At 46.0% G+C, this 18,043-nt stretch carries 15 protein-coding genes; 5 read left to right on the top strand and 10 right to left on the bottom strand.

The window, feature by feature from the left end; genetic code table 11:
• Positions 1-56: 56 nt before the first annotated feature.
• The 4 genes from glpK to dctP all read right to left on the bottom strand — a co-directional run bounded on the left by glpK (position 57) and on the right by dctP (position 4,615).
• Complete coding sequence (gene glpK, locus RDW05_RS06760; RefSeq protein ID WP_307978334.1) at positions 57-1,559, bottom strand: glycerol kinase GlpK; 1,503 nt, start codon at positions 1,557-1,559, stop codon at positions 57-59.
• 142 nt (positions 1,560-1,701) lie between these two features.
• Positions 1,702-2,979, bottom strand: coding sequence for a TRAP transporter large permease (locus RDW05_RS06755; RefSeq protein ID WP_210684972.1), 1,278 nt, complete (start codon positions 2,977-2,979; stop codon positions 1,702-1,704).
• On the bottom strand, positions 2,979-3,461 hold the full coding sequence (locus tag RDW05_RS06750) for a TRAP transporter small permease (protein WP_307978332.1): 483 nt from the start codon (positions 3,459-3,461) through the stop codon (positions 2,979-2,981). The genes RDW05_RS06755 and RDW05_RS06750 overlap by 1 nt, the downstream gene beginning before the upstream one ends.
• Positions 3,462-3,574: 113 nt before the next feature.
• Positions 3,575-4,615, bottom strand: a complete 1,041-nt coding sequence (dctP, locus tag RDW05_RS06745) for a TRAP transporter substrate-binding protein DctP (protein ID WP_374111019.1) — start codon at positions 4,613-4,615, stop codon at positions 3,575-3,577.
• Between the two features lie 250 nt (positions 4,616-4,865).
• Here dctP and RDW05_RS06740 point away from each other — a divergent pair, with 250 nt between their 5' ends.
• From RDW05_RS06740 to RDW05_RS06725, 4 genes are all read left to right on the top strand, one after another.
• Positions 4,866-5,594 (top strand): glycerophosphodiester phosphodiesterase, encoded by a 729-nt coding sequence (locus RDW05_RS06740; RefSeq protein WP_307978330.1) that lies wholly within the window; start codon positions 4,866-4,868, stop codon positions 5,592-5,594.
• A 48-nt stretch (positions 5,595-5,642) separates the two neighbouring features.
• Complete coding sequence (locus RDW05_RS06735; RefSeq protein ID WP_307978329.1) at positions 5,643-6,710, top strand: LacI family DNA-binding transcriptional regulator; 1,068 nt, start codon at positions 5,643-5,645, stop codon at positions 6,708-6,710.
• Positions 6,711-6,783: 73 nt separating this feature from the next.
• On the top strand, positions 6,784-7,479 hold the full coding sequence (locus RDW05_RS06730) for an AzlC family ABC transporter permease (RefSeq protein WP_307978328.1): 696 nt from the start codon (positions 6,784-6,786) through the stop codon (positions 7,477-7,479).
• Positions 7,476-7,805, top strand: a complete 330-nt coding sequence (locus RDW05_RS06725; protein ID WP_307978327.1) for an AzlD domain-containing protein — start codon at positions 7,476-7,478, stop codon at positions 7,803-7,805. The genes RDW05_RS06730 and RDW05_RS06725 overlap by 4 nt, the downstream gene beginning before the upstream one ends.
• A 408-nt stretch (positions 7,806-8,213) precedes the next feature.
• Here RDW05_RS06725 and RDW05_RS06720 read toward each other — a convergent pair whose 3' ends face one another.
• The 3 genes from RDW05_RS06720 to RDW05_RS06710 all read right to left on the bottom strand — a co-directional run bounded on the left by RDW05_RS06720 (position 8,214) and on the right by RDW05_RS06710 (position 10,326).
• Positions 8,214-9,491, bottom strand: coding sequence for an SLC13 family permease (locus RDW05_RS06720; protein ID WP_303710960.1), 1,278 nt, complete (start codon positions 9,489-9,491; stop codon positions 8,214-8,216).
• Positions 9,492-9,507: 16 nt separating this feature from the next.
• Positions 9,508-9,687 (bottom strand): hypothetical protein, encoded by a 180-nt coding sequence (locus tag RDW05_RS06715; protein ID WP_009144828.1) that lies wholly within the window; start codon positions 9,685-9,687, stop codon positions 9,508-9,510.
• Between the two features lie 459 nt (positions 9,688-10,146).
• On the bottom strand, positions 10,147-10,326 hold the full coding sequence (locus RDW05_RS06710) for a hypothetical protein (protein ID WP_293724114.1): 180 nt from the start codon (positions 10,324-10,326) through the stop codon (positions 10,147-10,149).
• Between the two features lie 300 nt (positions 10,327-10,626).
• Here RDW05_RS06710 and RDW05_RS06705 point away from each other — a divergent pair, with 300 nt between their 5' ends.
• Entirely contained in the window at positions 10,627-11,559 is a 933-nt protein-coding gene (locus RDW05_RS06705) for a LysR family transcriptional regulator (RefSeq protein ID WP_210684980.1), read from the top strand.
• A gap of 799 nt (positions 11,560-12,358) precedes the next feature.
• On the opposite strand, the gene meaB is transcribed toward RDW05_RS06705, so the two are convergent.
• From meaB to RDW05_RS06690, 3 genes are read right to left on the bottom strand one after another with little or no spacing between them, the layout of a single operon-like run.
• Positions 12,359-13,534 carry a methylmalonyl Co-A mutase-associated GTPase MeaB gene (gene meaB, locus RDW05_RS06700; protein ID WP_210684981.1) on the bottom strand — a complete coding sequence of 392 codons (1,176 nt, stop codon included), beginning with the start codon at positions 13,532-13,534 and terminating at the stop codon, positions 12,359-12,361.
• A 10-nt stretch (positions 13,535-13,544) separates the two neighbouring features.
• Positions 13,545-15,740 (bottom strand): methylmalonyl-CoA mutase, encoded by a 2,196-nt coding sequence (scpA, locus tag RDW05_RS06695; protein WP_307978325.1) that lies wholly within the window; start codon positions 15,738-15,740, stop codon positions 13,545-13,547.
• The gene (locus RDW05_RS06690) at positions 15,740-17,965 is read right to left on the bottom strand and encodes an acyl-CoA mutase large subunit family protein (protein WP_307978324.1); all 2,226 of its coding nucleotides are present in this window, start codon (positions 17,963-17,965) and stop codon (positions 15,740-15,742) included. The genes scpA and RDW05_RS06690 overlap by 1 nt, the downstream gene beginning before the upstream one ends.
• Positions 17,966-18,043: the final 78 nt, after the last annotated feature.

Genomic DNA, 18,043 nt, shown 5'->3' with positions numbered 1-18,043 from the left:
AAGCCTTGCAGTAAGTCCAAACTGCAAGGCTTTTTTGCTGTATTTTTATATTTAGCTTAATCCTCCGGATGCAGCTTAATGCAGGACGCACGCACCGCCCTGTGCCAGCCGCGCAGCAGATGATTACGCTTTTCTTCATCCATATCGGGCATAAAGGTCTGCTCAATAACGTGATTGCCCTTAATCATTTCCTTGTCATCCCAATAGCCAACTGCCAGGCCTGCAAGATAAGCAGCACCCATAGCAGTTGTTTCAATGCAGCTCGGGCGTTCTACCTTAACGTTGATAATGTCCGCCTGCGTCTGCATCAGGAAGCTGTTGGCGCACGCACCACCATCAACCTGCAGCGAGCTCAGCTTAATACCGCTGTCCTCTTCCATAGCCTTCAGTACATCGTACACCTGATAGGCAATAGCTTCGAGCGTTGCACGTACAATATGATTACGGTTAACACCGCGCGTCAGGCCGACAATCGCACCGCGCGCATACTGGTTCCAATTCGGTGCACCCAGGCCTACAAAAGCAGGCACCATGTAGCAGCCGTTGGAATCAGGCACAGATTTCGCCATAGCCTCGGACTCGGCAGCATTGCGAATCAGGCCCAGCTCATCACGCAGCCATTGGATAGCAGCGCCGGCAACGAAAATAGAGCCTTCCAGCGCATATTCTACCTTGCCGTCTACGCCCCAGGCGATAGTTGTAACAAGGCCGTTTTTGCTGTCTACAGGCTTTTCACCGGTATTCATCAGCATAAAACCTCCCGTGCCATAGGTATTTTTTGCTTCGCCGGGTGCAAAGCAGGTCTGACCGAACAGCGCACATTGCTGATCGCCTGCAGCGCCGGCGATAGGAATAGATGCCTCAAACAGCTTGGCATCGGTGGAGCCGTATACGCAGCTGGAGGGCTTAACCTCCGGCAGCATCTGGCGAGGAATGCCCAAAACAGTCAGGATTTCGTCATCCCACTGCAGAGTATGAATATTAAACATCAATGTACGGGAAGCATTGGAATAATCCGTAACATGAACCTTACCGCCGGTCAGCTTCCAGATAATCCAGCTGTCGATAGTACCGAACAGCAGCTGGCCTGCTTCCGCACGCTCGCGTGCATGAGGCACGTTTTCCAAAATCCAGTGCAGCTTGGTACCGGAGAAATAAGCATCCAGAACCAGACCTGTTTTTTCACGGAACATATTGGCATAGCCACGGATTTTCAGCAGATCACAATATTCCGCGGTACGACGGCACTGCCAGACAATCGCCTTGCAGATAGGACGACCGGTGTTCTTGTCCCACACTACGGTAGTTTCGCGCTGATTCGTAATACCGATGCCGGCAATATCAGCCGGAGTAACATCCAGCTTGCTCATTGCCTCGTACATCAGGCCTACCTGAGTAGCCCAGATTTCCTCGGCATCGTGCTCTACCCAGCCTGCCTGCGGATAATACTGCGTAAACTCCTTTTGTGCTACGCTGCAGATTTCTCCATGCTTGTCAAATAAAATACAGCGGCAGCTGGTAGTTCCCAAATCCAGTGCCATGATATATTTATTTTTCATGCTTTCACGACCTTTCCTTGATATTTTTAAGTATAACACAAAACATAAGGAGCCGCCACTTTCGTAGCAGCTCCTGAAAAAGCATATTTAATTATATGTGATTGGGAATCCTGATGAAGTATACGGTGCCTTATCGCACTTCTTATAAATTAGGCAAGAACATTACCAACCCCGGCACATAAGTAACGATGAGAAGTGCTACTAACAACGCTACGATAAACGGCCAAACTTCCTTGAAGAATTCGCCGAGCGGCGTTTCCGTTATCGCACAAACCGTAAACATCATCGAACCGAACGGTGGCGTCAGACCGCCGATCATAATATTAACAATACAGATAATACCGAAGTGTACAGGGTCTACACCCAGCTTAGTTACAACAGGAACCAGCAGCGGAGCCAGAATAATCAGTGCAGCGCCACCCTCCAGGAACATGCCCAGAATCAGCAGCAGGATATTTACCAGCATCAGCATCATGTACGGATTGCGGGTAAAGTCAAGCATTGCTGAGGTGATATGCTGCGGAATACGCTCCCAGTTCAGGTAATAGCCAAAGAAAGAAGCTGCTACGATAATCAGTACAACGGAGCTGGTACCGTAAATAGTTTCCTTCATAATCGGCCAGGCATATTCCCACTTCAGCTCCTTGTAGATAAAGGCACCTACCAGGATGCAGTATACTACTGCTACAGCACCCGCCTCGGACGGAGTGAACATACCCATGCGCAGGCCGGCGATAATACCGAAGGGGAACAGCAGCGCCCAGATAGATTCCTTGAGCTGAGTCATAATTTCACCAAAGGTGGCAGCCTTTTCACGAGATGGCTTGTAGCCACGCTTCTTGGAAACAATAGCAACAACAATCATCATAGATACTGCCATGAGAATGCCGGGAACATAGCCTGCCATAAACATTTTGGTTACGGATACGCTGGCAATCAGTGCATAAATAATCAGGTTAATTCCGGGAGGAATAACAGGCGTACTTGCGGAGGACGCAGCTGTTACCGCAGCACTAAAGGCTCTGCCGTAACCGCGCTTTTCCATTTCCGGAACAAGCATTTTACTCTGCATAGCAGCGTCAGCGTTAGCACTGCCGGACACGCCGCCCATCAGCAGGCTGAGCAGTACGTTAACCTGAGCCAGACCACCGGTCATATGACCCATGAGTACGTCGGTAAATTTCATCAGCTTATCGCTGATACCGGCATAGTTCATGATGGAGCCTGCCATAATAAAGAAGGGAATTGCCAGCAGCGGGAAGGACTGCGTGCTGGTAATAATGCGTTGGAATACCAAATGTGCAGGAGAAGTCGCATCCAGGAAGGTAAAGTAGGAAATCGTTGCACCGAACAGCGCATAAGCGATAGGAATACTGGAAAAATAAAGGACAAAGACAATGATGACGGGCAAATAAGCCATTATTTTTCCTCCTTTCCGGAACCGGCAACATCCTGCCAGACAAATTTAATAGAATACGCGGTCATGAGTACAAACGCAATCAGTACAGATGCACTGATATAAACGGAAGAAATACCCAGTACCGGGGTCATTTTCGTATAGGATTTGGAAATATAGATAACAGAAAGATAAGACATGTAGCCATTAAGCGCTACAAGAATAATATCGGTAATCAGGCCAACAGCCTTCTGCATAGCCTGGGGCATTTTTTTAACGATAATATCAACGCCAACGTGACCGCGATGCTTGAATACAGCGACAGCGCCAATGAATACCGACCAGACAAAGCAGCCGGTAGCAACCTCTTCGGACCAAACCAGGCCGGAGTTAAAAACGTAACGCAGAACAATATTGATGACAACAAGAATAGTGGTGATGCTGATGAAAAATGCAGCAACTAAATCTTCCAGATTATTTAGCACGAAGCTCAGGTTTTTACCCAAAATTTTACCTCCATTTTTATAGTAATACTTATGCAAAGGAAGGAGCTGTCACGCTGCATGCAGCGTGGTAGCTCCTTAGTGTTTCATTATGACTGTTAAAGAATATCTACAGCTTATTTTGCAGCGCGGATTTTTGCCAGCTCAGCTTTCAGCTTTTCATAGATGCCAGGAGTTGCGCCTTCTTTTTCTTCCATCTGTTTGAATACAGGCTCGGTAGCTTTTTCGAAAGCAGCATGGTCAACATCGTTGAATTTAACGCCCTTGCTTTCCAGTTCCTTATAAACCTTGTTATAGGATTCGGTGGAAATCTTGGTCATTTCTTTACCGCCGTAAGCAAATTCTTCAGCAACGATCTTCTGATCTTCCGGAGACAGGCTGTTGAATACTTTGGTGGAAATGTATACGCCGCAGGTACCCAGGAAATGCTTGGTGGTAGCTACGTTTTTAACGTGCTCATAGCATTTGGTGCCGATGTTGGTGAATTCGGAGCCTTCCAGACCATCTACAACGCCTTGGGAAACGCCGGACAGAGTTTCGGAGAACGGCAGGCTGGTAGCAGTTGCGCCCATAGCATTGATGGTATCAATGAACAGCTTGCTGCCAGGAGTACGCAGTTTCAGGCCTTTCATATCTTCAGGTTGGGTAATAACCTTGTTGGTCATAACATTACGGAAGCCAAAGATGTAGTCCAGAGCCAGAACCTTAATACCTTTTTCTTCAGCTTTCTTTTCCATGTCCTTAACCAACGGAGTTTCAATCATCTTCTCATATTCGTCATAGGATTGATACAGCATCGGGCCAACCAATGGTTTGAAGTCAGGTACATAGTCGCCCAGGTAAGACGGATCTTCTACAGAAATAAAGTTAGCACCGTTGGCAACCTGCTCCAGGCCATCCTTATAGCAAGCCAGCTGGTTTTGACCAAAGCATTGAATTTCTACACGGCCATTGGTTTTCTTGTTGATACGTTCAGCAACCAATTCCATGGATTTGTACAGCTGCTCATCGGGAGAAAATACATGGCTCAGCTTCAAAACAACCTTTTTGTCAGAACCTGCAGCCTTTTCATCTTTTTTGTCAGAACCGCCGCAACCGGTAAGAGCCAACATCATTACAGACATTAACAGAAGAGCTACGATCTTTTTCATGTTCATCCTCCTAAATCCCTTGTTGAATTTTGTTGAAATTTGTTGTGATAGAGATTCCCGTTTTGAATCTGATACCATATTATCAGAGTGACACAAAATTGTCAATAATTTTACGCATTTTTACTAAAGCCTCATGTGTTCTTACTTTTGGCCGTTTTTTATCCCTGTTGGTCTTATTGTGTCCCACTTGTTTTTTACCTTTTCTTGTGCTAATATATTGTTGAATATTGTTGAAAAAACTTAAGGAGGAATAGAAATGGTTCAAATTTTTGCGCACCGCGGCTTCAGCGGCTATTATCCTGAAAATACAATGCTTGCTTTTCAAAAGGTAGCAGAAGAACCTGTTGCTGACGGCATTGAATTAGATATCCAGCTTACTAAGGACGGCGAAATCGTCATCATGCATGACGAAAAGCTCGACCGCACTACTAACGGCAGCGGTTGGCTGAAGGATTACACTCTGGAGGAGCTGAAAACTCTTTCCGTTGGCGTTAATGTCAAGGGCTTCTTCCCCCGCCAAACCATTCCTACTTTACGCGAATATTTTACCTGGCTGAAAACCACCAAGCTGATTACCAACATTGAACTCAAAACCAGCGTTTTTGAATATGAAGGTATCGAAGAAAAGCTCATCGCCATGGTTAAGGAATTCGGTCTCGAAGAGCAGATCTGGTATTCCTCCTTTAACCATTACACCATCGCTAAAATCAAAAAGCTGATGCCGGAAGCAAAATGCGGTCTGTTGATGGACACCTGGCTGATGAACGTCGGCGCTTACGCTGCCTCCCAAGGTGCTGCAACCGTAAACGCCTGCAGCTTCTTCTGCTGCAAGGAAGGCGTTGCTGCTGATCTGCACGCGCACAACGTAGGCCTGCAGGCCTGGACTCCTAATGACGCTGAGCTGATGCAGGAATTGATTGATGCCGGCGTTGACGTCCTGATTACCAATTATCCTGACATTGCTGCTAAAGTTGCAGGAAAATAATTCATTTCCACCGCTTTACGCTAATTGACATTAGAAAGGATTGTATTTATGCCTAAGAAGGTTACCCTGAAGGATATTGCTGCCAAGGCAGGTCTTTCGCCTGCCAGCGTATCGATGATTCTCAACAGGCGCAGTATTGACCGCTTCAACGCGGAAACTGTTGAGCAGGTCTACGCTATCGCCACTGAGCTCGGCTACAAAAGCAGCAAGGAAAAGGCCTACGCCCTCGTCAGGCCCTCAGATACACTAATCATTATTATCTGTCCTTCATTATTCAATCCTTTCTATACTACTATTATCCAGGGTATTGAAATCACTGCCCGTAAGCAAGGCTTTGTCACCTCCGTCCGCACCACCTATTGGGATACAAATACGGAAAAATTTATCATGGAACAGGCCCGCAAATTTAACGTTGCCGGTGTCATCTTCGCCATGATTCCCCAACAGCCGCAGCTGGCGTACAAGCTCAGCAAATATCTGCCCGTTGTTGCCATCGGTGACAGACGCAGTGATTTGGAGCTTGCTACTGTAGACATGAATAACTTTACTGCAGGCCAGCTCATCGGCAAGCATCTTACGGATTTAGGCCATAAGCATGTTGCCTATCTTTCTACAACGCTCAACGACCAACATACCTCGCGTGTGCGCCGCTATCAGGGTTTGGAGGATGCCTGCAAGGCAGCAGATGCCAAGCTTTCCCTCTTCACTCAAGAGATTACTTCTGACTATGAGCTTTCGCACGTTGAAGTAGAATACAGTACAGGCTATGAGCTTGCCAAACGCTGTCTTGAAGCATTGCCGGAAACAACAGCGATAGTCGCTATCAATGATATGGTTGCCTACGGTGCATATAATGCCATTATCGACAGAGGCCTGAAGATTCCCGAGGATATCAGCCTTTGCGGTTTCGATAACATCTTCCCCTCGCATCTGCGCGGCGTCAACCTCACAACTATCGATAACTCGCTGACAGAATGCGGCAAAAGTGCCTTCAAGCTGTTGCAGGAGGAAATTGCCAGCTATGAGCACCACGGCAAATTTGAGCCTATCACTCATGTAGAATACAAATGCCGTCTTGTTGCCCGCTCCAGCAGCGGTCCGGCTCCCAAGCGTTGACAATTACCGCAGGATACTGTACAATAAAGCCTACATAGTTTCTATGAATTAAAGAATTGTGCAGGTTTTCATTATGAACAACAAATATAGCAAAGCACTCAAAGCTGCTTTTCCACTAACGCTGCCAATTTGCGCAGCGTTTCTTTTTTTAGGCATCTCCTACGGCTTTTATATCTGCAGCAAGGGCTTTTCTCCCTGGTATCCGTTTTTTACCAGTGCTCTCGTCTTTGCCGGCAGCATGGAATTCGTTCTGGTCACAATGCTGCTTAGTCCCTTCAATCCGCTGTACTGCTTTTTTATGGCACTGATGATTAACTCTCGCCATCTGTTCTACGGCCTGAGCATGCTTGAAAAATTTAAGAATACCGGTCTGAAGAAATTTTATCTTATTTTCGGCATGTGTGATGAATCCTTCGCCATCAACTGTAATACCGTTATCCCCGAAGGCATCGACAAGGGCTGCTTTATGGTCTGCGTAAATCTGCTGAACCAAATCTACTGGGTAGCGGGCGCAACCATCGGCGGTCTTTTAGGCAACAGTCTGCAAATCAATACCAAAGGCCTGGATTTTGCCCTCGTCGCTCTCTTCACGGCAATTTTCGTCAGCCAATGGCAATCGACAGAAAATCACACTCCTGCTGTTTTAGGCATTGTCATTCCGTTGGTTTGCCTGGTGCTCATCGGTCCCCAAAGCTTTATTCCGCCGGCTATGCTGCTTCTGCTGCTGGTATTTATCACAGCATATTACAAAGGAGGCATCAAATTATGACCTTTACCGAACAAATCATAACTATTGCCGCCGTTGTAGCAGGCACGATGTTAACGCGCTTTCTGCCCTTCATCCTGTTTCCGGCAAACAAAAAAACGCCGCCTCTGGTAGCATTTTTAGGTAAAATGCTGCCTGCGGCCGTTATGAGCATGCTTGTTGTCTACTCCCTCAAGGATACGCAAATTCTTAGCGGCAGCCACGGCGTTCCGGAAGCTATCGCCGTAGCGCTGACAGTTATATTGCAGGCAACCCTGCGTAATCTGCTGCTGACGATAGCAGCAGGCACTATAGGCTATATGCTGCTGGTGCAATATGTGTTTATGTAAAAAATGTTCGAAAGCAAGCACAAAGATATCAGCAAAGCTGTAATACAGAAGATAATATTCCCCATATATATAATGGTAAATTAATTTTCTACTATTATATGTAGTATAGGGGAATGTTTTTTATCTGCTGTACAAAATTAAAACTACCCTTCACCATGCTCTGTCCAACATGACGAAGGGTAGTCTTTTCATTTATATCCTATATATATTGCCAATGTCCCCTAAGCAAATATATACAGAAAGAAGGAATTTGTAATTGTAAGCATCTTTGAAGCTTTGTGCGTCAGGGCAGCTTCCGCCCCGTCTATAATAAATTGTTCTCTATCCAATTTACGTCTGCTGACCACTCCCATTTGGGAGCGTTGCAGACATTTTAAGAAAGGTGGTAAGACCTGAGTCTTTAATTAATTATGCTGCAGTCGGGAAGAACGGCCATACGATAGGAATAACGATGATTGCAACAATCATGCTGACTGCTACCAGACCGCCGCCGCATTTAACATAATCCATGAATTTGTACTTGCCAGGGCCAAGTACCAGGGTGTTCGGAGGAGTACCTACCGGAGAAGCGAATGCGCAGCTGGAAGCAATCAGGATTGCCATCAGTACAGCTTTCGGAGATGCACCCATTTGTGCAGACAGTGCAATGCCAACCGGGCACAGCAGAGCTTTAGAAGCGGTGTTGCTCATAAACTGAGTCAGGATAACTGCCAAACCGAAAAGTACTGCAGTTACCAGGTACGGAGACGGGTTACCGCCCATCAGGCTTACGGTAAATTCAGCAATCAGCTTGCCAGCGCCGCTGGTGTTCATAGCTGTTGCAACAGGAATCATGCCTGCAAACAGGAAGATGGTAATCCAGTCGATGGAGTTATAGGCTTGTTTTTCAGTGATGCAGCCTGTCAGTACGCACAGTACCGCTCCGACAACAGCAGCCAGTTCCAGAGGAACTACGCTGGTTGCCATAGAACCGATAACGCCAACCATGATGATACCGCAGATCATCTGTTTTTTAGGAGTAGTGTTAGTAGCATCAATCTCCTGCTCTACATCTGCAACCTCATCGGTTTTAGCTTCCGGCAGGATATATTTGCCAAGGAACATCATGTAAACGATGCCGGCAACAGTAATAGGAATGCCGATGTAGGCATATTCAAAGAAGCCAAATTGCAGCTCCGGCATACCAGCTGCTTTCAGAGCAACGTTTGCCAGAATGTTCGGCGGGGTACCAATCAGGGTGCAGGTACCGCCAAGGCCGGCAGCGAAAGCCAACGGCATCAGCTGACGGGAAGCGGAAAGCTTTGCTTGTGCGCAGATACCCATAACTACAGGAATCAGGCAAGCGGTGGTACCGGTGTTAGACAAGAACGCAGACATAACAGCTGCAATAACCATAAGACCAAACATCAGGCTGTTTTCATTGGTACCAAACAGCTTTACTACAGCGCCGCCAACCTTTTGAGCAAGTCCGGTGTAAAACATAGCAGCGCCAACGACGAACATACCGCCAAAAAGAACTACAGTAGAATCTGCCAGGCCAAGGAAGATTTGGTTCTCAGGAACCAGGCCCAATGCACTGCAGGCTATAGCAGCCAGAACCGCGGTCATTGCCAGCGGAATCATTTCGGTAACGAATAACAGTGCAACTACTGCTAACAGAATTAAGCATTTAATTGCTGGTGTCATAAAAATTTCCCTCCACTTATTTCTTCTTAAATAGGTTTACATATTGAAAAGTGTTTACAAAGAGCTTACCATCTTCGCCTCGATGCGGGAAGACTTTACCTTCCTTTTTCCTGTTCTCGATAGCTCGATAGTAAAACTTCTTGTCTACCTGTTTCAGGTACTCCCGAATCTTAGAATCTTCTTTTTCATCATTCATGATAAGTGCAATGTCCAAAACTTATCAGCTCCTTTCTTGTTCTTTTTGGAGAGTGCCTTTCACTGTTAGAGATTATACAACATATTCCAAAATAATAAAAATACCTAGTTGGAATAGAAGTTATATGAATTAAGTATATTTCAGAAAGTAATTAAATGTATTTTGAAACTAATTTCCACTTGTTTTTTATAGCAGGCAGTTTTATATTATACGACAATTATCGCCGGAACAAAAATACCTATGTAGCATTATTTATATATCCGTCAGGAATATTTTAGGCAAACAAAAAGCCAGTCTGCCAACGACGTACAAGGAGGTAGGCTATAACGTCATCGCTCGCGGACTGGCATATTACAATGCTGCTGTATAAAGCTTAAAGCAAAATATTCTTAAACCATTTACTATAGTATTCTCTGTCCAACTCTTTGAGATAGTTCAGTACAAAGCTCATCTTTCTTCTTAACCTCTTTTTAATGCTTTCAGGGATGCTTCGCTCAGTTTGAAGCCCTGTACTCTTCTGCTGAAGGCAAAGCCTTTTTCACCACAATGCGGGAATACTTTTGCTGCACCGTTGCGTTGACGGCACAGATGTGCGAATAAACCGATTTCTTTTTCGACTGCCATTTTTGTTTCAGCCATGATTGTTCTCTCCTTTGCTTTGAATAAGTCAATTTGTCAATTTGCTCTGTATAAGGCCTCTGCTTTATACGCATTTAGTATAACAGATATTGCTTAATAAGAAAAATAGCTAATAGGAATTATAGATATGACATTTTATTATTGCTTTTTAGCTTTCTTCTGTTCTATAATAGCCTTAATCGTTGTAATTCTTGAAAATACACTAGCAATATGATAAACTAATTATATTATACCTATATTTAGAATCTATTACTGTTTCTATTTTACATAAGTTTAGTATTAGTTGGAGGTCTGCAAAACATGGAATTAGACAATTACAGAAACTTTTTGGCAATTATCGAAGCCGGTAGTTTTACCGGTGCGGCTGATTACGTACATATCGCTCAGCCGGCCCTCAGCAAGCAGCTGCGTGCTCTGGAAAACTATTTCGGCACCAAGCTGATAATTACCACCCGCGGCAGCCGTCAGATTCTCCTGACCGAAGCAGGACGCGTCCTCTATCAAAAAGCAAAGTACATGTGTGCTTTGGAGGATCTTGCCAAAAGCGAAATCGAAAACATCATGGGCGGTGTTGTAGGTACGCTGCGTTTCAGCATTGCCAACTCCCGCAGTGCTTTATTCATCAAATCCTCCCTCAAGGATTTCTGTGCTCTTTATCCTAATATCAAATGTGAGCTGTTTGAAGCAAGCATAAACGAACAGACACAGCAAATGCTTAACGGTATTACCGAACTGGGAATTTTGAGCGTACCGGTAGAGCATCAGGATAACTTTGAGGTTCTCTTCCGTCGCGATGAAGAACTGACAGCCGTTTTCCATAAAAACTCTGTTTTTCTGGATGACAGCAAAAAGGTTGTCACTCTTAAGGAATTAGAGGATGTACCTTTGAGCATCAGCTCAGGCTGCTCCGAAATATTCCTCAAAGCCTGTGCGCAAGCATCTATCGTTCCGCGTATCACCTGCACTAGCACAACCCGCAGCACTACATTGGAATGGACACGCGTCAAGGCAGCCGTTTCTATCGTGCCTGTAGAGCCCGGAGAGGACCTTGGTGAAGAATTTATCACCCGTCCTATATCCGATATCAAGGCAGACGTTTACAAGACCGTAGTAAAGGTTAAGGACAGACCGCTTTCCGTCGTTGCCCAGCATTTCCTCAAATTCTATTCCAAGACACGTAATTCACAGCAGGTATGCAATCTGGACGAGGTTCTGAAGAATTCTTCTTTATAAAACAAAAACCGCCTCACGGCGGTTTTTTTATTATACTAAGCTTATCTTTCCTTGCGAAAGCAATAAAAAAGCCGCCTTACCCGGCGGTTTTTTTATTGTTGCATTGCCACACCCCTGTAACAAGCTACACACGATAAAATTGGAGGAGAAGGAGAATTTGAAAAATCTTTACGTAACAGAACAGCAAATTGTCCGATTTGCTTAGTTTGTTCTAATGTTAGGGAAATCAATATTTCGACCCACATTTGATAGTTGAAAAAAACCGTCTTTGCAAGCAAAGACGGTTAATGCGCACAATTAAGATAGCTGCCACTCTCACATAAACAGTATCTTGTCTGTTAACATCTTCTCCTGTCGCTCGCAGGTCAAGCATATGCTTGTACAAAGTACTTTGCTGACTCCAGGCAAGCCTGTTACAGCGGCGGGACCGTGTGGATTTTCACCAATTAGTGCTTTATACGAAATATTGATTTGTTGCTTTTAATTATACTAAGTCCGATTAAGAATGTCAAGACTTTAGCGAAAAAGTTCTCGAAAAAAATATTGTAAGAACTTATATCACTAAAGAGGCGCTTATTTGTTGACAATAAAAGAATTAGCATCTCTTACTCTTTTTAGGTTAAAAATTCTCACGCCCCGCTTTGTTTTACATTGTGTTTTTACACTTTTATATTAATGTTTTGCAGCACCTAGAAGCCATTATAAAAACCAAAAGGCTGTCTGCTGATGAAGCTTCATCAGTGACAGCCTTTTGTTTTTGCCGGTCAAAAATCACCACTGGGTGCTTTCTTGCCGGACTTTATTTGTTTTGATTGCGATGCCTCATTGAAGCACGATCGATATCAAAGGCGTTAATCAGCTCGGTAACAGCCTGACTTGGGGATACCACCCCATTAACAGCTGCTTCCATTACTGCCGGTAAGCGTCCTTTAATCATCGGGTCTTCAAAGAACAGGTTATGTAAATGCTCGTCAATCATGCTGTTAACCCAAGAAATAGTCTGCGATTTACGACGTTTGTCGAAGGAACCGCATTCCTTGGTAACCTTTTCGAACTTGCGCATTACTGCCCAAAGCTCAAGCAGGCCTTCCTTGGTCAAAGCAGAGCATCTGTAGGCATGAGTTTTCCAGCCTTCGGTAGCAGGACGGATGAATTCAATCATACGCTCATACTCACCCTGGGTAACGATAGCTTTAGGCAGATTGTCACCATCGGCTTTGTTGACAACGATAGCGTCGGCAACCTCCATGATGCCTTTCTTGATGCCTTGCAGATCATCACCGGCACCGGTCAGTACTACCAGCATAAAGAAGTCAACCATCGAACGGACAGTGATTTCGGACTGGCCTACACCTACGGTTTCTACTAAGATAACGTCACAGCCTGCAGCCTCGCAAAGCAGCATAGTTTCACGGCTTTTACGGGCAACGCCGCCCAAGGTACCCTTTGCGGGGGACGGACGGATAAAGCAATTAGGTTCACGCGACAACATCTGCATACGCGTTTTATCACCCAAAATAGAGCCACCGGTAATAGAGCTTGTGGGGTCGACAGCAAGAACTGCGACCTTATAGCCCTGATGACACAGCATCTGACCAAAGGACTCGATAAAGGTACTTTTGCCGGCACCCGGTACACCGGAAATGCCGATGCGCAAAGCTTTGCCTGTACGCGGCAGAAGAGCCTGCAGGACACGCTGTGCTTTATCAAAATCCCTCGGTGCATTGCTTTCTATAAGAGTAATAGCTTGAGATAAGGTTTTACGATCGCCTTCACTGACTCCTTTTATTAACTCTTCCGGACTAGGCTTTTTCCTCAAGGGGAATTTCCTAATTTTATCCACAGGGTTATACTTCTCCTCGCTGACAGCGTTTACGGCACTGTCAATCCCGCCCATTACAGAGCAGGCAAAGTTAGGGTCTTTTTTCAGGGGTACCCAACTCGGCCTAATATCTTTTTCACCAGTTTCAGGCATTTATATCACCTCAGTCTTCAGCGTGTTCAGCTTTTGCACGGTCAACCAACATTTGCAGTAATTGGATGCAGCACTTAGGAATGTTGGTACCAGGGCCAAAGATGCCTGCTGCACCATGTTCATACAGGTAGTCGTAATCCTGTGCAGGAATTACGCCGCCGATACATACCATGATATCTTCACGGCCACGTTTCTTCAGTTCTTCAACGATTGCCGGCAGCAAGGTTTTATGACCTGCAGCCAGGGAAGAGAAGCCAACCATATCAACGTCGTTATCTACAGCGTCTTGTGCAGATTCTTCCGGAGTTTGGAACAGAGGACCAACGTCGACGGTCCAGCCCATATCAGCGAAGGAGGTTGCCAGAACTTTTTGTCCGCGGTCATGACCGTCTTGGCCCATTTTAGCCAGGAAGATACGAGGACGACGGCCTTCAAGTTGTTCAAACTCATCAGCCAGTTTGGTAGCTTTTTCCATGTCATCGTTGCCGCTGAATTCACTGGAGTATACACCGGATACAGTGTGGATTACAGCATTGAAACGACCGGATACTTTTTCAACTGCGTCAGAAATTTCACCAAGAGAAGCACGGTCGCGAGCAGCTTGTACAGCCATTTCCAGCAGGTTGCCGTTATCACGGGTTTCTGCTGCGCGGGTAATAGCTTCCAGATCACGTGCAACAGCGTCGTTGTCGCGTTCTGCTCTCAGTTTTTCCAGACGTTTAATCTGAGCGTTACGTACAGCGGTGTTATCGATGGACAGTACGTTCAGCGGATCTTCCTTAGCCAGACGATATTTGTTCAGGCCAACGATAGTTTCCTTACCGCTATCGATGTTAGCTTGACGACGAGCTGCGCACTCTTCGATACGCATCTTCGGCAGGCCGGTTGCAATAGCTTTTGCCATACCACCGAGTGCTTCAACTTCCTGGATATGAGCCCAAGCACGGCGAATGATTTCGTTGGTGAGGTATTCAACATAGTAGGAACCGCCCCACGGATCGATAATCTTGCAGACTTTGGTTTCATCCTGGATGTACAGCTGGGTGTTACGAGCAAGACGAGCGGAGAAGTCGGTCGGCAATGCGATAGCTTCGTCCAATGCGTTTGTATGCAGGGATTGGGTATGGCCCAGAGCAGCAGACATAGCTTCCATACAAGTACGGGAGATGTTGTTGAACGGATCCTGTTCGGTCAGAGACCAGCCGGAAGTCTGGCTGTGAGTACGCAGTGCCATGGATTTCGGGTTCTTAGCGCCGAAGCTCTTAAGAATCTTAGCCCACAGAACACGAGCAGCACGCATTTTTGCAACTTCCATGAAGTAGTTTTTGCCCATATCCCAGAAGAAGGACAGACGTTTTGCGAATGCGTCTACAGGCAGGCCTGCAGCTTCACCAGTACGGATATATTCCATACCATCGGCCAGAGTGTAGCCTAATTCAAGGTCGCAGGTTGCGCCGCACTCTTGAATATGGTAACCGGAAATGGAAATACTGTTGAATTTAGGCATATATTTGGTGGTGTATTCGAAAATATCACCGATGATACGCATGGACATAGCAGGCGGATAAATGTAGGTGTTACGTACCATGAACTCTTTCAGAATATCGTTCTGAATGGTACCTGCCATGATAGATTTATCAACGCCTTGTTCTTCACCGGATACGATAAAGAATGCCAGTACAGGCAGTACTGCGCCGTTCATGGTCATGGATACGGACATCTGATCCAGAGGAATACCGGAGAACAGGATGTTCATATCGAGCATGGAGCAAACAGATACGCCTGCTTTACCAACGTCACCAACTACACGCGGGTTATCAGCGTCATAGCCGCGGTGAGTCGGCAAGTCGAACGCGATGGACAGGCCTTTTTGGCCTGCAGCCAGGTTACGACGATAGAATGCGTTGGATTCTTCCGCAGTGGAGAAACCTGCATATTGACGTACAGTCCACGGACGGAATACATACATTGTGGAGTAAGGACCACGCAGGAACGGAGGAATACCGCTCATGAAGTCCAAATGGTTACATTTATCATAGATATCCTTGGTGTACAGCGGAGCTTTAGGAATACGTTCCAAGGTAGTATCATAAAGGGCATCATAATTTTCGCCCATTTTTTCTTCCAGATTTTTCTTCCATTCGTCATAAGAACAAGAAGGATGATCAGGAAGGGCTACTTTAGTGAAATCCGGATTAATGCTCATTATTCAATCATCCCTTTCTTCTTTTGCAGCATCTTCAGAGTTTGGAAGCAGTTAGCTTTTACGCTGATGAAATCGTCAACGCCAGCATCTTTGTAAACTTGTTCCATGTCTTTCGGAGCAGCGCCGGCCAGGAACAGAGTAGCGGACGGTTTCATAGCTGCTTTAATCATCGGAGCCAGTTTCGGAACGATTTCCGGATAGGTAGCATCGGTGGAGCAGATAACTGCAACATCGTAGTCGCCTTCTTTGAAAGCTTTGAGGCATTTTTCGTATTGATCGCCATCTTCGCCGTCTTGGAAACCATCGTTCAGATGAACGTTGAATTCACCAACCTGCAGGAAAGAGGTGGAGAAGTCGGCACGAGCTTTATGTTGAGGAATCGGTCCCATGTTGCACAGGAATACTTCAACATTTTTGCCTGTTTTCTTAACATAGTCTTCAGTTTCGAAACGCAGTGCTTCATAGCGCTCGGTCCAGTGATGAGCAGCGATTGCTTCAACGGTTTCCGGAGCTTCAGCCTTGCAGGATGCAGCAGCAACCTGGCCGATAGTAGCACCATTGCTGAATGCTTCGATTGCGCCTTCAACAGTTTCAACGGCAGCCAGCTTGCCGGCCAGATAGTTGGTGTCGATGTCAGCAACATAAGCAGCAACAGCAGCTTCGCGTTCTTTCTTCAGTTTCGGAGTGTCCTCTTCGCGGCGCTCCAGAGGTTCTTCGGTCATGTTCGGGTACATGTTTACGCCAACAGCGCGATCGCTGCGCATTTCCAGAGCTTTGAAGCGCTTAGCCAGAACGTCAGCAACTTGTGCTTGCGGATAGCCAGCTTCCAGAGCTTTAATGATGCCGCCCATTTCCTCAACCTTTTGGAACTCAGCCCAGATTTTTTCGGTGATCTGCTTGGTCAGGGTTTCAACGCCCCAAGAACCGCCGGCAGCATCGATTGGGCTCAGCATACCAAATTCTTCTTGCAGCATTACATGCAGGTTACGAGCGATACGACGGGAGAATACGTCGCCTTTACGGATCAGCTCGTCAAACGGCGGGTTGTCATAAGTGCAAACGCCGCCTACAACGCTGGAGAAGGTTTGGGTGCAGTTACGCAGCATGTTTACATACGGGTCAACAACGGTTTTGGTGAAGCGAGCGCAACGGCCATGAACTTTAATAGCACGGTCTGCTTCTTCAGCACCGAATGCTTCCATAATAGCTGCCCAGATCATACGCAGGGAACGCAGTTTTGCGATTTCCATGAAGAAGTTAGCACCTTGGTTGAAGCAGAAATACAGGGAGTTAGCAATATCGTGCAGCTCAACGCCACGTTTTTGCATTTGACGTACATATTCAACTGCAGTAGCGAAGGTGTAAGCAACCTCTTGTACTGCTTCAGCACCGCCATCGGTGTAAGCATCACTGTTGATGAAAACAGTGCGCAGCTCCGGAGTATTAGCTTTAGCAAATTTAATGGTTTCAGCCATTTCATCATACAAAGCATCCAGAGAGGTTTCGGTTTTACCGGTTTTTACCAGCTCGCCAATCGGGTCGCCGCCGATAACACCGCGCAGGGTTTTAACATCATGACCGGCACCCTTCAGAGCAGCAACAGTCAGAGCCAGCAGGTTTTTAGCGCCGGCACCGGTGTACATCATAATAGGATATTTGTCAAGTTTCAGACCATTCAGCAGAACGCTCATATCTTCAACAGTAGTAACGTTCACGCCAATATCGCCGGGTTTTTCTGCATCTTTAACGTCTACGCCGTTTTTGGTTGCAGTATCCAGTTTGATATTGTAAACAGTGGAGCCCTTGGAAATTTCTTCCTTCAGCAGCTCGTTGTTTTCAGCCGGCAGGGTTTCATCGCAAGCTTGTGCAATGCCCCAAGGCTCGTGTACATAACCGTTAACAGTTGCGCCACGCAGGAAATCACCCATACCGGGATAATCGTTGGTCGGCAGAATTGCATCAGTGCCTTTACGAGTATAAATCGGGTCAAAGGTAATGCCCTCGTAGTTTTTGGTATACATGATCTTGTCAAAGGGTTTGCCCTTCAACAGTGCATTACATGCCTCCACCCATTCATCCCAGGTGGGTTCGGTAAATTCATCAAAAGTTACCTCCGGGAATTCGGTTACTTTCTCTGACTTACGCAACATGGCTTCCAGTTCTTTGTCTGTCAACGGTCTTTCACCATTAACGACTGCTGCAGTTTTTTGTTGTTCATCAGCCATTCAAATAATCCTCCTTTAATAATTTAATCATTACTGTGAAAAGCTCACAGCACCAAGCTGAAACGCATATCACCTCCA

The organism is uncultured Phascolarctobacterium sp., from assembly GCF_902463975.1.
Lineage (GTDB): Bacteria > Bacillota > Negativicutes > Acidaminococcales > Acidaminococcaceae > Phascolarctobacterium_A.
This window is presented reverse-complemented; position numbering and strand designations above follow the sequence as displayed.

What these genes read in the sequence shown, in the direction of transcription:
- RDW05_RS06730 (WP_307978328.1), top strand. Translation starts at nt 6,784, where the DNA reads ATGAACAACAAATATAGCAAAGCACTCAAAGCTGCTTTTCCACTAACG.
- RDW05_RS06740 (WP_307978330.1), top strand. Translation starts at nt 4,866, where the DNA reads ATGGTTCAAATTTTTGCGCACCGCGGCTTCAGCGGCTATTATCCTGAA.
- RDW05_RS06720 (WP_303710960.1), bottom strand. Translation starts at nt 9,491, where the DNA reads ATGACACCAGCAATTAAATGCTTAATTCTGTTAGCAGTAGTTGCACTG.
- RDW05_RS06735 (WP_307978329.1), top strand. Translation starts at nt 5,643, where the DNA reads ATGCCTAAGAAGGTTACCCTGAAGGATATTGCTGCCAAGGCAGGTCTT.
- dctP (WP_374111019.1), bottom strand. Translation starts at nt 4,615, where the DNA reads ATGAACATGAAAAAGATCGTAGCTCTTCTGTTAATGTCTGTAATGATG.
- RDW05_RS06705 (WP_210684980.1), top strand. Translation starts at nt 10,627, where the DNA reads ATGGAATTAGACAATTACAGAAACTTTTTGGCAATTATCGAAGCCGGT.
- meaB (WP_210684981.1), bottom strand. Translation starts at nt 13,534, where the DNA reads ATGCCTGAAACTGGTGAAAAAGATATTAGGCCGAGTTGGGTACCCCTG.
- scpA (WP_307978325.1), bottom strand. Translation starts at nt 15,740, where the DNA reads ATGAGCATTAATCCGGATTTCACTAAAGTAGCCCTTCCTGATCATCCT.
- glpK (WP_307978334.1), bottom strand. Translation starts at nt 1,559, where the DNA reads ATGAAAAATAAATATATCATGGCACTGGATTTGGGAACTACCAGCTGC.
- RDW05_RS06715 (WP_009144828.1), bottom strand. Translation starts at nt 9,687, where the DNA reads ATGAATGATGAAAAAGAAGATTCTAAGATTCGGGAGTACCTGAAACAG.
- RDW05_RS06710 (WP_293724114.1), bottom strand. Translation starts at nt 10,326, where the DNA reads ATGGCTGAAACAAAAATGGCAGTCGAAAAAGAAATCGGTTTATTCGCA.
- RDW05_RS06755 (WP_210684972.1), bottom strand. Translation starts at nt 2,979, where the DNA reads ATGGCTTATTTGCCCGTCATCATTGTCTTTGTCCTTTATTTTTCCAGT.
- RDW05_RS06690 (WP_307978324.1), bottom strand. Translation starts at nt 17,965, where the DNA reads ATGGCTGATGAACAACAAAAAACTGCAGCAGTCGTTAATGGTGAAAGA.
- RDW05_RS06725 (WP_307978327.1), top strand. Translation starts at nt 7,476, where the DNA reads ATGACCTTTACCGAACAAATCATAACTATTGCCGCCGTTGTAGCAGGC.